A 14552-nucleotide genomic window follows, 5' to 3' on the forward strand; every position below is an offset into this window, starting at 1 on the left:
CGCTTAGCCAATGTAAACAGCCATCGGTTAATTTCCCGCATAACACCACACCAACCAGATACGATAACGTAGCCCTTGGCAATCCCGTTGGAGCCAGGATCAGCGAGAGTAGCCCTAACACTTACCCAATCGCTCGCTCAACCTTGTCAATTTACTTCAGCAATTCGACTTATATGGCTCATTATTGACCCATCATTCGTTATTTTGTCGGATGCGATTCATTTACCTCCTCATCCTGCTTATCGTATCCTTGGTTCTTTATTTAAGTTGGATGCCCGATCCCCATCTGGGGAAAGCTGGGTTTGTTCCAGACTGGTTAGCCAGCTGGGGCGACATGGAAGAGTTTCGAGACATTCGAACGGGGGTACCCTTAATTCTGCTGGGGTATTGCGCTGGCCTGTTACCAATCGTGGGTCCATCTCAGAATATAGCGCGCTGGTTGGCTACGTGGCTGTTATTAACGGCATTAGTTACCTTGGCTGAAGTAGGGCAGTTGTTGCTGCCGGAACGGGCATTTAGCTGGGCTGATATTGGCTGGGGAGCAATGGGAGCCTTACTGGGTTTGACGCTAGCCGCAATCACCAAAGACGTTCGCTTTAAGGTCTGATTCGGCATACTTGATAAGCTTCAAAGCAAAGCTTGTTAGTTAAAGAAGTCGAACGGGCCTACATAGACAGTTTTTCAACATTAAGCCTCATTTTCTGTTAACTCGTGAAGATAACCACTCAATAACAATGGAAGCTCCTCACCAAAAGCAGTCACTTTTTACAGAGATTAATACCTTTTTAGCCTTGAAACCCCAGCAAGCTAACAATGTGATCACTAGTCACTTTCTCTCTATTTATGAGTCGGTCGAATCAATGGCCAGGCTTTATCCTGGATTAGATAAGGGGCAACGAGAACTATTGAGCACGACTTATGACAACCTTCAATCGAATGCGGACCTGGCTGATTTACAAAAAGAAAAGGCAACCGAATTTACTTTAACAGGTGAGGGAAAAGAAAAGGCACTAAACAGGCTGAAAGATCGGGTTAGAGAGGTGAAGGCTTTGCTTGACCTCCTGGAATAACCATTCACCCTCTGGACTACCCTTCACGCTCGCCCAGAGACATCCTCAACTAAGCGTACGTAGCATCACCACCACTGAAGCAGAGCTTATTTACGTGCCAGGGTCGACCTCAGGCCGACGAGAGCCAACTTGAGCATTGCCTCTGAATCGAATACAGATTATGAATTTATAGACAAGTAGCGCTGTGAGCCTGTTTGAAAAAGTGAAGCTTGGACCTGGCCAACATAATAAATGCCCGTTTCGACTACATAAGCTTGCCACGCATAAAGAAGAATCAATTGATATTAATAGTCGGTCACTGTCTTTAACCAGCTTTCGAATGAATACTTTGCCCTAATTCTTTCATCAAGTGGAACGTAAGCTCGTTTTAAAAAGTCATCCAGCCCATGTTCATTGTTTTGATTTAATACAAAGAAATTATTAGGATGATAAAAGTCTTCATTAATAACAAATGGATTTGTGGTAATAACTTTTTTCCTCAATTTAATTCCATCAAAAATTCTAAATGAAAAACCCGAGTGAAATGTCATTTTAAAGTCTAGAATTATCTCGGTATGTTGAATCAACTTCAACTGTTCTTGGTAAGGAACGAGCGTTTGAGTGCAATTGAAATACTGCTTTACAGACTCGGTAAGCTCATGTTCGTTTTCGCTAGTATAGATTAAATCAAACTGCACCGGTGATATCCGCTGAGTGATGTATTTGTAAAAAGACTCAATGATTTCTATGCGGCAGGAATTATAAGAACTAATGTAATAAATTTTATTTCCTCTATAATCAGTAGTATTATTGAGTTCTGGATAATCAAAGTAAAAGTTGGGAGCGTACTTAACATTATGCTCTTTGAATGCATACAATTCCGTTTTATCGAATATGTAAAAGTGATCAAAAAGGGGTATAAGGGACAGTATATGTTGATTGAACGTCAGACCATCGTAAAAAAAAGAAATAAATTTACTGCTTCTTTTTTTGGCTTCATGTAACAGATTCTTAGAAAAAACATCCGCTCTGATTACTAAGCATATATCATACTTTTTATTTGACTTAATCAAAGACATTCTCTTTTCGTCTAAATATAGATTGTATAATTTCCGATTATCGTCTTTATGACTCGAAAAGATTTTCCTTACTTTATATTTTAGTTTAATTAGTAAATCGTTTAATCTAAACGGATAATCATTATTGTGAACAACCGTTACTTGGTAACCTAAATGTCTAAGATTTTTCTCAATTACTACGTATAGCTGGTAGTCCCACGGAGCAATGAGGAGAAATTTCTGATTCGATTTCATCTAAAAATTATAACTCTAATTAGAAGCTTGAGTAACAGGTGCAGTTTGGATGGCCAATGCCATAAAAATCATTAAGATATAAAGATATAAGCGGGCCACCGATACAGTGAAATTTCAACCAATAAATTTGCCTGTCAAATTACTTATATCGTGTAAAAAGTCAATGCCTAATTAGGGATCAAAGTAGCCTGACAGTCTTCTTATTGGAGAGTTACTGTGTAACTAACGTAGCTGTTGCAAAAGTCCGAGTGGCAATGCGGATCAGCTATACTCATCCTATCTTGGTATACGTCATCCCCTGTATAGCCTGCCACTACTCCGTTCAGGTGCTCTTTAGCATTACTGGATGCTTAGTGCCCTCTAGAAATGGTCGTCGCTCCACAGATAACAGCCACTTGTGTTTGCTGTTGGATGAGTTGCTTGACGAGGGTGACTACCTGCTGATTGTTCCCTTTTTCACAAACGTTGTATCCTCCCGGTAGGATTAACAAATTGATTCGGCTTAAATCAACTTCTTCTATCGTTAAATCAGGTTGAAGGCTTAAGCCTCCCATTGAACAAATGGGGTGCTCGTCTACGATAAATGTCTTGACCCGATAGAGACTGAACTTGGTTAGTCCGATAGTAGCGTAGGTCGGTTCCCAATTCGCATAGCCATCAAAAACGAATAGATAAACGGTGTCTTGCTTTTGATACGTTGAAGAACCAAACAACCAGTTTCTGCTAGGGACTAGCTTTGTTTTAGCGTAAGTTACCCTAGTAAAGGGTGAATAATTCATTTAAACCAGCCAATAGCCTCTCAAGCTGAAACCAAATACTTTGTTTTCTCAGCGCTCTATTCTCGACTAACAACTCCCTATTACTACGTTGCAAATCCGCCGACTAAGTCTGCTTTTGTAAAAGCAGCTTTTACTGATACTCTACCTCAATGGTATGAATGGTATGGTGGTAGTGAGCCACCACAGCGGCCACGGTCAGCAGGCTCAGCAGAAGAAGTCACACATCTAGCAGTTGGATAAGTCATGCGTAGCCATAAACCGTGTGTGCAGGCTTGTTTGTTTTCGACATTTATCAGCTTATTTTTCCCAAAACAAGTACACGCCTATGCTCCAGAACCGACAAAAAGGTTCTGGAGCATAGGGTTTAGACCTAAAAATGAATCGCTGTGGAGTATGATCTAGTAGCTTACCTTTCGGTTACTCTTTCTAAGCGAAGCCTGAATAACGGCCCACGCTTTAACCCGCAATTGCTGGTGTAGTTCCTTATCCTTAGGCACAAACGTTGTGCTGCGAACACTGCCGGCTACTGACTTTATTGTCCAATAGTTATTATCAGACGTATCAGGAATAGCGGTATATATGGGTTGGCTCATAGCCAAAGGTACCCTTTAATTACCACCTAACCTATTCAGGTATTTGTGAGGGTAATCAACCAGGCTATAATTGCAACAATACGGTTGTTTATGAGCTTCACATGCCTTACTACTACCCTAAAGGATTCATAACAAATATATTATTGAGCAGTTAGATTGGTGGGCTTACTGCTCACTGAAAGCGGGTTGAGCCAGCCCTTCACAAAACATGCATAATGCCCAAGTCCCAAGCTGAAAAACTGATCCATCTGCTGGTAGAGTATCTGGATATACGCCGGGAAACCGTCCTCAACAAATGGCGCACCCGCTGCCAGGAAGACCAAAATCTGAACAGCAAAATAGGCTTTGCCCGCGAAGAATTTAATGACCAGGTACCGGCTTTACTTAATATCTTAGCCCAACGCTTACGAGGAGAAAAACAGGAAGCAGATCCCCTTGACGTGGCAGGTGGACATGGGCTCCACCGATGGCAACGCGGCTATTCTCTGTCCGAACTGCTGACCGAGTTCGAGCATCTGTACTGGGTCGTACTGGATGAAGTACAGGCCTTTCAGCAGCAACATAGCCAGCTCTCCGGGTATGCGCTCTCCCAAATCTATCGCCAGGTGTTTAAGCTGCAAGCGGAAAGTACCCGAGGTAGTGTGCTCTATTATGACCAACTACGTCAGACCAACGCAGCCGAACAAGCCAACAGTTTGCAAGAGTCTCTGGGCAAGCTCCAGCAGTTGAGCAAACAACAGGGCGAGCACCTGCGCCACAACTCGCATGATTTGCGCTCAAGCTTTGGCATCTTGACGGGCGCTGTTACCCTGCTTAAGTTGCCGAACACGGAGCAGGAGCGGGAAAAGTATGTAGACATGCTGAATCGGAACCTGACTTCTATCGGCGATATGCTGCTTCAGCTAACCGATTATGCCCGCATCGAAGCGGGTCAGGATAAGCTAGACATCACCGCCTTTGATGCAGCCACTTTAGTGCGGGAATGCGTCGATCTGTCCCAACCCTTGGTTGAGCATCGCAATCTGATCTTACAAGGGGATGGACCTGACAGTCTGCCCGTACACTCTGATGCCGTCAAAGTTCAGCGCATCCTGCAAAACTTACTCTATAATGCCCTCAAGTATACCAAATCGGGCTGGGTAAATGTGTCCTGGGCTCAGGAAAATGAGACCCGGTGGATTCTAAGTGTGCAGGATTCGGGTCCTGGCTACAATCCTAATAGCCCGACCGGTTTGTTAGCCGAGCAGTTAAAACCACTTAGTGAGCTGACCAGTGCCCATCAATCCGATGGACCTGATGAGTATCCGCTCCAGGAGCCTCCAACGACCGAAGCGCTGAAAACCCCTGCGGCCAGCCACCAAAAGGAAAGTGAAGGGTTAGGGTTATTTATTGTCAAAAAGCTCTGTGAATTACTCCAGGCAAGCATGGATATTGAAAGTGCTCTAGGAAAAGGGACTTTAGTTCGCATTCGGTTTCTGTCGAATCAAGCGTCAACTTCTGGTATCGATTAATCTTAATTTGTACTTATCGCATCCTATAGCCCTGGTCTATAACCGTTGGACCAGTACAGAACAAGGGTACAGGCAGTTGTACTTTTAAGCCTTTGCCTCATTATAAAACATAATCATTACGGAAACTTCATTCTAGAGGTTATACAGTCGGACCGCAGTTGCGGTCAACCTTGACTTAATTGAGAACAGCATCGGCGACCGTCCGCGGTGCAGCCCAACTGTATGAATGCCGTTCCCCAAGTTTGCCTCGTAGATGATACCGCTGATTACCGCTTTCTGGTGGAATCGATCTTTGAGCGGTACATACCCGCCTATTCGTTACGTTTGTTCGTGAATGGCCAGGCTTTTTTGGATACCTTGCCACTAATGGATGAAAAACCTAATCTAGTACTCCTTGACCAGCATATGCCCCAGTTAAGCGGGTATCAAACCCTGGTTGCCTTAAAGCATCAAACCAACTATTGGTCTATCCCTGTGGTGATGATGAGTGCGGATGCGTCTCATTCGGAAATCAGTAGTTTTTATGAAGCCGGGGCAACGAGCTTTTTGACAAAATCTACGGATTTTAATGCCCTTACCGAGACGCTATTAGCCGCCTGCCAACATGCCAGCAAATCCTAATCGTTTACAATCCTGCAAGAGTAATTGTATAGCGTATAATAGATTGCTTGCGGCTACGTCCGGCGTGTGTTGGTTATGTAAGCCGGGTTCATGTTGCCAACAGGTAGCTATCGGTACTTACCCACTGTCGGTAATGCTTCAAAAAAATGCTTGGCCTAGTGCTGGATTCTGTTGAAGTTACTTGCCGAAGCGATTCCTAGCCGCCCTCATTGTCCTATTTTGGAAAATTTGGTAGATAGAAGAGGCAGAGATGCGGATGAGACCCAGCTTCCAGACAATAAAGAAAGGCGATCATGCATGGTATCTTTAGCCCATGGTCTGGTTAGTTTAAATCGCAACATCGTAAAATCTGCGTTCTATGTCAATTCAATCCGAAGAGCTGACGCTTAAACTGCCTGGGGGATATATGCTCGATTGAACGGAAGGCATTGCTAAAATGCGTTAGGCTGTTGAATCCTGATTCGTAGCAAGCATCTGTAATACTTTTAGCGGGATTACTTAGAATTGCCTTAGCCAGACGAATGCGCTCAGTCAGAACGAATTGCACCGGCGATACACCCAACTCGCTTTTGAAAAGCCGGAAGAAATGGGATTTAGACAAGCAGGCTTTATCGCAAAGCTCTTCAACTGAAAGTGCCCGAGTCAAATTCTCGCGAATGTAAGCGACTACGTAAGCCAGCCGGTTCTTCGTTAGGTGCTGGCTTGTCTGCTGGAGTAGACCCGTACGTACCTGCGTTTGCGAAAGCCGGACAATCAACTCACGAAGGGTATTCTTGACAAAAAACGGCTTAAACGGATTATTCTCGCGAAACAGACGAATCAATTTATCGATAAGTGAGCTTATCTCAGGATCGTTTTGTAGTAAATAATTATCTGTATCCAGCTGCCATTGGTCGGACGTTTCAACGCGGGGTACCTGTTCGTTGAGTTCGGAAACGACTTCCTGAATGAACTCGTCCGAAATTGTCAGCGCCAGACAGCGGGTAGGATCTTCGAACGTAGCGTCGGGAAAATCGATCTGCATCAGCCGATCTGAGGGTAACAGCAGTGACTCACCGGGTTGATAATTAAACGGGGCCATCTCCCGTAAATGCATCACCTTACGGCCGCTTAACATGCTGGTCATTACGGGCGCATTAAAACGCAATTGAATAAGTTGAGCTTGCTGAAACGTCTCGTACAGGTGCAATTCGGCTTCATCATGGGTCAGCGTTAATTTATTCTCAACAAGCGTATCCAGGTGGGCGCCCCAGGCACTAACAGCTTCATTCTTAACTACTTTTCCTGCTTTTTTCATTCGTTAGAAGATAAGACGATTTCGCAAGTATTTAAGACTATAACGCAACTATGTTTGTACAATTACAGCAAAATTTGTAAAAAAACCTATTACCTCACATAAACTTGTTTCACAAATGCAGACTGCAGAAGCACCGAGCAAGATTTTGCCCCGTCCAATGTTCAAGACCCAATATGAAAACTACATTGGTGGCAAGTGGGTAGCCCCGGTCGACGGAGAATATTTTGCGAATCATTCGCCGATGGACGATAGTTTGATCGCTAAAGTACCTCGTTCCAAAGCGGCTGATATCGAATTGGCACTCGATGCCGCTCACAAAGCGTTCCCTGCCTGGTCGCGCACGTCGGCAACCGAACGGAGTAACATGCTATTGAAGATTGCAGATGTCATTGAGCAGAATCTGGAGTTCCTGGCCCGCGTCGAAACCGTTGAGAATGGGAAAGCCGTTCGCGAAACGGTGGCGGCCGACTTGCCGCTGGTCGTCGATCACTTCCGCTATTTTGCCGGTGTGATTCGAGCTGAAGAAGGCAGTCTGGCTGAATTAGATGCCGATACAGTATCACTCATTGTTAAAGAACCCATTGGTGTCGTTGGGCAAATTATACCCTGGAACTTCCCGTTGCTAATGGCTACCTGGAAACTAGCGCCTGCGCTGGCGGCTGGCTGCTGCGTAGTGATGAAGCCAGCCGAGCAAACGCCTACGTCTATTCTGGTTCTGATGGAAATCCTCGAAGGATTAATTCCGCCAGGCGTGGTCAACATTGTCAATGGATTCGGCCCTGAAGCGGGTAAGCCGCTGGCCCAGTCGAAGCGGGTTGCAAAAGTTGCCTTTACGGGCGAAACCACGACGGGCCGGTTAATTATGCAGTATGCTTCGGAAAACCTGATTCCCGTTACGATGGAGCTGGGGGGCAAATCGCCGAACGTATTCATGGAGTCGATTGCCGATGCCGACGACGAGTTCTTCGACAAGTGCGTAGAAGGTGCGGTCATGTTTGCCTTGAATCAGGGGGAAATCTGTACCTGTCCATCGCGATTGCTGATTCACGAAAAAGCATACGACCGGTTTATTGAACGCGTTATCCAACGTACCAAAGCCATTAAAGTCGGACACCCGCTCGATCCCGAAACGATGATGGGAGCCCAGGCCAGCAACGATCAGTACGAGAAAATCCTGTCGTACATCGACATCGGCAAAAAAGAAGGGGCTGAAGTACTAACGGGCGGTGGCGCTTTCAAACAGAACAGTGGCCTCGAAAACGGTTATTACATTGAGCCGACCATTTTCAAGGGTAACAACAAAATGCGGATTTTCCAGGAAGAAATCTTCGGTCCCGTGGTTTCCGTCACTACGTTCAAAGACACCGACGAAGCGATTGCCATGGCCAACGATACGTTGTACGGTCTGGGTGCAGGTCTGTGGACGCGTGATGCCCACGAGCTGTATCAGATTCCCCGTCAGATCCAGGCGGGCCGCGTATGGGTCAACTGCTACCACAACTACCCAGCGCACGCACCGTTTGGCGGCTACAAGAAATCAGGCTTCGGACGAGAGAATCACCACATGATGCTCAACCACTATCGTCAGACCAAAAACATCCTGATTTCGTACAGCAAGAAAAAACTAGGATTCTTTTAATTAATTGGGAAGAGAGGGAGGAAGGGGAGTAGAGGGACGAAAGGGAGAAAAAATTTAGATTGTTTTCCTCTCCTCCCTTTTACCCCTCTACTCCCCTTCCTCCCCTCCTATCTATGGATCGTATCGACCTTACTCCGGCGGCTGCCGAGGTTATTGACAAACTCCGCCAACAGCATGGGCCACTGATGTTTCATCAGAGTGGCGGTTGTTGCGATGGCTCCTCGCCTATGTGCTACGCGGTCGGTGATTTCATCATCGGCTCGTCGGATGTGTGGCTGGGACAGATTTATGGCTGTGACTTCTGGATGTCAGGTGATCAGTTCGAGTACTGGCAGCATACGCATCTGACCATCGATGTAACGCCCGGACGCGGGGCCAGTTTCTCGCTCGAAATTCCGATGGGTGTTCGGTTTCTGATTCGCTCGCGGTTATTCGAGCCGGAAGAAATGGAAAGTCTGACACCGGTGCATATCGGCCCGCTGGAAGAGGTGTAAGCAAAAACCCCTAAATCTCCTAGAGGGGACTTTGTCTACTTTTGAGCAAAGTCCCCTCTAGGAGATTTAGGGGTTTGTTTTACTTGGCCGTCGCTCCCCGCCCGCACAAGTCCATAAACTCTTTGTCATTCTGCATGATTGTCTGCATGTCGGACCGTAGGCCAATAGCCTGTTCTCTGGCCTGGTTTGCCTCCGACGATCTACCCATCGCGCAATAAACGCGGGCTAAATCAAAATAAGCCCATGCATAGTTAGGGTCTGCTTTTGTCGCCGATAGAAGCGTAGTAACAGCCTGATCATATTGTCGGAGCTTGAACTGCGAGTATCCTTTCAAATTCAGTACGTAAGCATTATTTGGGTTATTCGCCAGAAACTGATCATACAACGTAATGGCTTCGACGTATTGACCGCGTCGGTAGGCGTTAATGCCGTTTTGTAGGGTTTCGTCTTTCGTATTCGCCGATTCAACTCGTAAGTTATCCGTTGCCGACTGAATGGGTGTCTGCACGGCCATATTCGTCTGACTTATATTCGGGTTATAATCATTTCCGGTCGGAGCCGTTTGCTGTAAAGGGTTTGCTTTAGCTGCTTTGCTTTTGGATGGGTTAGGTGGTGTATACCGGCTAAAACTCGCGCTTTGAACGAGTTTGTTGAAATAAACCTGCCCTTGTGACCCATTGAGTTGGTTCGTATTCAGGTCAACAATGGCTAGATTGCAGGAAGTACGACCAACGCTTCGAAAAACAAGTGTCCTTCCTATACGACTTGCCAGATTCACTAAATACACACCATTGGATCGACAGATACTTTCAACACTTCCAAGCTGCCCTTGACCAAGTGCGCTGGAGCCAATTGTAGAGTTAATGGGAGACTCGGCGTTCATAGTGACCATATTTCCTGAAACGTAAAGCGTATACGTATATCCATTAACTCCCGCCTGCCATCCATTAAATTGATTAACCCAACTTGTTGAAATGGTTTGACACGTGAACCGCTGCGAAGCAACGCCATTATTCACCCACACCTCCAGATGAGTAAGGGGTGAGCGTTTGTCTTTCGTTAGCTGGGTGCCTACCGGTATTCCCAATGCCCGACTGGCCCGTAAAGCCAACGCCTGTGCTGCGGGCTGGTCGCTGGATCGGAAATAACGAACCTGCGAACGACCGGTAAAAATGGCTGGCTTCAGAGGTCGTATAAACTGATACGTAGTGTCAGCCTCTAACGAGTTCATAAACGCTTGAATTCTGCCGAAATTAGCTGCAGTCGGATTCGTATATTCTACCGAGACCCGGAGTCTGGATGTAGTAGCGCTGGTACTGGTCGTGTTGGAAACTACCGTTGCTGGTACCGGGCAAGTTATTCGCACCTGCAACGTATCGCGCGTTAATGGCACCGATGTAGTTTGCTCCCCTCCTGTTGTATCTTTTACAGTTACACTTGCGCGTAAATGGGTTACGCTTGTTTTGCCGTCAAAATCTGTGAACATGCCCGACGCCAGATTATTGAGCGAAAATGAGCGCGTTGCGTACAGATTGCTGATGCTATAAAGCGAATCGTTGAGAAAGACTGTCCATCGAGGCTGGTCGGTAACGCTCGTATTCCGAGCGGTTATACAGGCATTCGGTTCAAGAACAATGGTGATAGGAATCGACTGATTCACGTCCTGAACCTGGTTTTGCGGTTGAGACGATACGTACCACACACCTGCCAGTGTAAGTAACGCCAGCAAAATTGCTCCCAGCAAATATATCCGCCTGGGATCGCGCTTGATCGGTTTATTAACAGGTTGGTCAGGTTCGTCTGATTGGGAAACTGACAGATTATCAAAGTACGACTGAAGCGATGTGCTCTCAGGTGATTTTGTGGTTATCGACTTCTTTTCGGCAGGGAGCAGTGTTGTCCAGTTATTGTCAGGATTTTCGAGGTAACGTAGTGCGGCTCCATCGGGGAAAAGTCCCTGTTCGTAGAGTTTTTTAAACGCTTCCTGCGCAGGTTGGTAATCGGCGAACGTATCGGCGTTATGGGCGTAGAGCGTGAATTGATTAATGGTTTGAAGCAGGTATTTCTCGCCGTCATAAAAGCGCTCGCCCGGAAAATACTGTTCTGCGTATGTAAGCATACGTAACAGCGTCTGTCGGGCTTTCGCTTCGTTTTCCGGACGTAATGCTTTGAGCAGTTCCAGCCGTGTATAATCAGGAAAACTGCCCTCATGCATCCAGCTGATACGGGCCAGCTTAAGCAGGTTTGTGAAGTTAACCGCTTCCGGCGGCAGAAGCGCCCGTCCCATTTCAACAACAACTTCCCACCGTATCCGAGGATAAACGGCTACCGCTGCCAGCCACTGAAACAGATCGTCGCCTAAGTAATCACGCAGCTCGTCTATTTCCTGGAATTCAACGTATTCCGTCGAATACAGCTCATCTTTTTGCTGACTCAGATACGAATTTTGATACGTTTGTTTTTCGTTAAGCGCCTGAATCAGCCGAAGTTGGCCGGTCAAATCAGCGGGCAGCAATAAAAAATCGGTCTGTAACGCCCGTTCTTTTGATCCCCAGTCAGCAAAGGGAATGGGCGTCAGAATAGCCCGAGACTCCCAGTCGGTCAGCGCTTCCCGAATGGCAGGTTCCACCACGGGATAGGGCGGGTACAGCAGCGGATATCCATTGCTCCAGATGATCAGTGTATGCTGACGATACGTATTGGCCAGTTGACGTAACGTTAGGCCCTTTGTCTGCTTTTCATTGGTAAAGAGGTCAAAAGTTTTCTGGAAGAAGAACCGCTCGACACAAACGTTTTCCTGGACAAATGTCCGAAACAGGTAGTCGAACAAAGCCACCTGCTGACTACGTATCTGGCTCCGATCAATCAGGAACAGGTATTCCGTTTCCATCATGTGGGGCTGAAAAACCAGCGTCGGGAAGCCCCCTTCGCGCATGGTTGCCTGCATGGTCCGGCTAACGTGCAACCGCTGGATTTCACCTTCGGTCGGTTGGCGAAGCGTACGTACTAGTTGATAAAACGACTGATCACGGGTAATTAAGTCAGCATCGCGGTTTTCGAGCGGGATTTCTAAAGGCGGCTTGTCGCTGGTAAACCGCGCCAATGGGTTGTCGGGATCGGGTGATTCAGGCTTTTCGGAATCTTTATTCATCCGATCACGAACAACCATCCAGAGGTAGTAGCCGATTAGCAGAACGATTAGTATACCCAGTGCCCAGAGCGCCCAATAATATCGCCGGTCAAGCTGTGTTTGTGGAACGATTAATTTCCCTGTCTGCCGCACATCAAGTGTAAAGGGCGGTTCGCTTGTCCCCAGAATGCCAACCGTCAGTTTAGCTTCTCCAAAACAAAGTCGTTGCGACGTATCGGGAATGGCTTCAAAACTTATACCATGATAAACAGGCGTTTTACCGATCGAAAAGGTACGTTCCCATTCCGTCTGGTTTTGAGCAACTACACTTCCATCAAACCGCCATTGTGTGAGTTGAACCGCCGATGATGACTGAACTATCCGCGCCCTGAACCGGTAACTAGCCTTACCCGATGGGCTCTTTAACCGGACACTATCAATCTGAATGACGGGCAGTTTATCGCAAATCGGATGCTCCACTCCGCGCAGGCTATCCGTCCAGGTCGTGAGCCAAAGGCCCGTACCGCGCTGGCTTCGCAGATTTACCACAAGCGGACCGCTACGTTGGGCGATAACGGGCAATTCCGGTTCGTTCGCCCGTGGGTACGGTTTGCCATCCGGCATTTCCCATTGCCAGCGCGCCCTAGGTCCAGCCGCCTGACGTAAAGATGAATCGACGCCGAAAACAAGCGTATCACCTACCTCGATAGGTCCTGTCGATTCAGAAACCAGTCGTATGTCAGACCGGAACGCCGGGCCAGGCCAGAGAAACGCTACGTATACAGCAATCAGCGAACTTAGCAGCGCGACTGCTACCCAAAGCCAGGGGATGTTTCCTTCGGGCTTAACGTTTTCCGGTTTCGGTTCAACAGCATGCGGTTTTAGGCCTTCCTGCTGCCAGACCTGCTCGAAAATCCGATCAAACTTCTCCTGCTCTTCATCGCTAACGACAAGCAGGGGAGCAATCAGCGCCTGTAAATCTGTATGTGACTGGGGTTGAAACGTATTGAGCACCTGAACAATTTCCAGGTAATCATCAGGGCGCAGTTGAAACCCTTCCCGGCGTAAAGCCTCGAAGAGGTCAGCCAGCGGCCAGACCGTTACGTTTCGGTTGGTTTCGGCGGGTATCACGCCAGTAAGGGATTGGTTTTATCCGTAACCGGTCCATCCTTTTGGAGAACCACCAGCGACGATTCGTAAAGCGCCCGATTGGGGTGGGTCGGTGCCGGGGGAAACGTACCATCGGTTAGCACTCCATCGGCATTAAGTACGCGCAGCCAGTCAAGAAACTCAGCTGTAGACGGCACCCGGCTCGACGCTTGCCGCGCCTGGTCGCGAAAAGCCCGAAAACGACGCAGTGCTTCTCGCACCACGGGCGACTGACTAAGTCCCAGCCGTAGGTTGACAATGTCTAACAGCTGGTCGTCGTCGGGAAATGGGATGTGATAAAACACGCAACGTCGCAGGAAAGCATTGGGCAAACTCTTCTCAAAATTAGAGGTCAGAATCACCACAACCCGCGCGTCGTTTTGCGCTTTTTTCAGCGAAAAATCGAGTTCCCGAATCCGGAACGCCCCTGATTCCATCTCGTTAAGTAAATCATTCGGAAACTCGCGGGGAGCCTTATCGACCTCATCAATCAGCACGACACTGCTACGTGGTTTGTCGTCTAATCCAACGCAGCGATCCAATAACGGCTGGATACGTGGATTACGTAGCGATACACTGGTACGTCCGTGCGCCAGTACCCGGGCACGACCCAGCGCGGTGAAATCCATAAAGGCACTGGTGTCGGTCAGCTCTTTGCTTCGAAAGTGACTCACCGCATCATAGGTATAAAATAAATCCGTTGCCGCCGAAGTCGATTTGGTATAAAACTCAATTGGTTCGGGTAAGAAAGCCGCTTCGGTTCCCTGCGTCTGTTCGGCCAGTACATGTGCTACGTGGCGGGCCAGCTGCGTTTTGCCCGTTCCGGGTTCGCCACTCACCAGCAACGGTTTGTCCAGGGCAATGGCCAGCTCTACCGCCCGTTGCAGACGGCTATCCATCAAATAATTCGATGGGTTCAGATCAACAGGAATACGGCGGAGTGTAATCGGCATCGGGTTTATTGGGTTTCGGAATGG

General features: G+C 47.5%; 12 protein-coding genes. 6 read left to right on the forward strand and 6 right to left on the reverse strand.

All coding sequences use genetic code 11. From position 1 onward, the window contains the following. Window positions 1–211 precede the first annotated feature (211 nt). Complete coding sequence (locus tag IC230_RS19785) at window positions 212–607, forward strand: hypothetical protein (protein WP_191040769.1); 396 nt, start codon at window positions 212–214, stop codon at window positions 605–607. A gap of 127 nt (window positions 608–734) precedes the next feature. After that, window positions 735–1070: a hypothetical protein gene (locus IC230_RS19790; RefSeq protein WP_191040770.1), complete on the forward strand. Its 336-nt coding sequence runs from the start codon at window positions 735–737 to the stop codon at window positions 1068–1070. 284 nt (window positions 1071–1354) lie between these two features. On the opposite strand, the gene IC230_RS19795 is transcribed toward IC230_RS19790, so the two are convergent. From IC230_RS19795 to IC230_RS19805, 3 genes are all read right to left on the reverse strand, one after another. After that, the gene (locus IC230_RS19795) at window positions 1355–2128 is read right to left on the reverse strand and encodes a hypothetical protein (RefSeq protein ID WP_191040771.1); all 774 of its coding nucleotides are present in this window, start codon (window positions 2126–2128) and stop codon (window positions 1355–1357) included. 584 nt (window positions 2129–2712) lie between these two features. Then, entirely contained in the window at window positions 2713–3141 is a 429-nt protein-coding gene (locus IC230_RS19800; RefSeq protein ID WP_191040772.1) for a DJ-1/PfpI family protein, read from the reverse strand. A 398-nt stretch (window positions 3142–3539) separates the two neighbouring features. Continuing rightward, complete coding sequence (locus IC230_RS19805; protein WP_191040773.1) at window positions 3540–3734, reverse strand: hypothetical protein; 195 nt, start codon at window positions 3732–3734, stop codon at window positions 3540–3542. Window positions 3735–3949: 215 nt separating this feature from the next. Between IC230_RS19805 and IC230_RS19810 the strand changes: the two genes are divergently transcribed. Continuing rightward, window positions 3950–5245: a sensor histidine kinase gene (locus tag IC230_RS19810; RefSeq protein ID WP_191040774.1), complete on the forward strand. Its 1296-nt coding sequence runs from the start codon at window positions 3950–3952 to the stop codon at window positions 5243–5245. Between the two features lie 222 nt (window positions 5246–5467). After that, window positions 5468–5866 carry a response regulator gene (locus IC230_RS19815; protein ID WP_191040775.1) on the forward strand — a complete coding sequence of 133 codons (399 nt, stop codon included), beginning with the start codon at window positions 5468–5470 and terminating at the stop codon, window positions 5864–5866. A 361-nt stretch (window positions 5867–6227) separates the two neighbouring features. On the opposite strand, the gene IC230_RS19820 is transcribed toward IC230_RS19815, so the two are convergent. Beyond that, window positions 6228–7163, reverse strand: a complete 936-nt coding sequence (locus IC230_RS19820; RefSeq protein ID WP_191040776.1) for an AraC family transcriptional regulator — start codon at window positions 7161–7163, stop codon at window positions 6228–6230. Window positions 7164–7278: 115 nt separating this feature from the next. Here IC230_RS19820 and IC230_RS19825 point away from each other — a divergent pair, with 115 nt between their 5' ends. Both IC230_RS19825 and IC230_RS19830 read left to right on the forward strand, forming a co-directional pair. After that, the gene (locus tag IC230_RS19825) at window positions 7279–8802 is read left to right on the forward strand and encodes an aldehyde dehydrogenase family protein (protein ID WP_191040777.1); all 1524 of its coding nucleotides are present in this window, start codon (window positions 7279–7281) and stop codon (window positions 8800–8802) included. A gap of 113 nt (window positions 8803–8915) precedes the next feature. Beyond that, window positions 8916–9296 carry a DUF779 domain-containing protein gene (locus IC230_RS19830; protein WP_191040778.1) on the forward strand — a complete coding sequence of 127 codons (381 nt, stop codon included), beginning with the start codon at window positions 8916–8918 and terminating at the stop codon, window positions 9294–9296. Window positions 9297–9375: 79 nt separating this feature from the next. Here IC230_RS19830 and IC230_RS34665 read toward each other — a convergent pair whose 3' ends face one another. Both IC230_RS34665 and IC230_RS19840 read right to left on the reverse strand, forming a co-directional pair. After that, entirely contained in the window at window positions 9376–13557 is a 4182-nt protein-coding gene (locus tag IC230_RS34665) for a tetratricopeptide repeat protein (RefSeq protein ID WP_191040779.1), read from the reverse strand. Continuing rightward, the gene (locus IC230_RS19840; RefSeq protein ID WP_191040780.1) at window positions 13554–14528 is read right to left on the reverse strand and encodes an AAA family ATPase; all 975 of its coding nucleotides are present in this window, start codon (window positions 14526–14528) and stop codon (window positions 13554–13556) included. The genes IC230_RS34665 and IC230_RS19840 overlap by 4 nt, the downstream gene beginning before the upstream one ends. Window positions 14529–14552: the final 24 nt, after the last annotated feature.

Source organism: Spirosoma validum (genome assembly GCF_014699035.1).
Taxonomy (GTDB): domain Bacteria; phylum Bacteroidota; class Bacteroidia; order Cytophagales; family Spirosomataceae; genus Spirosoma; species Spirosoma validum.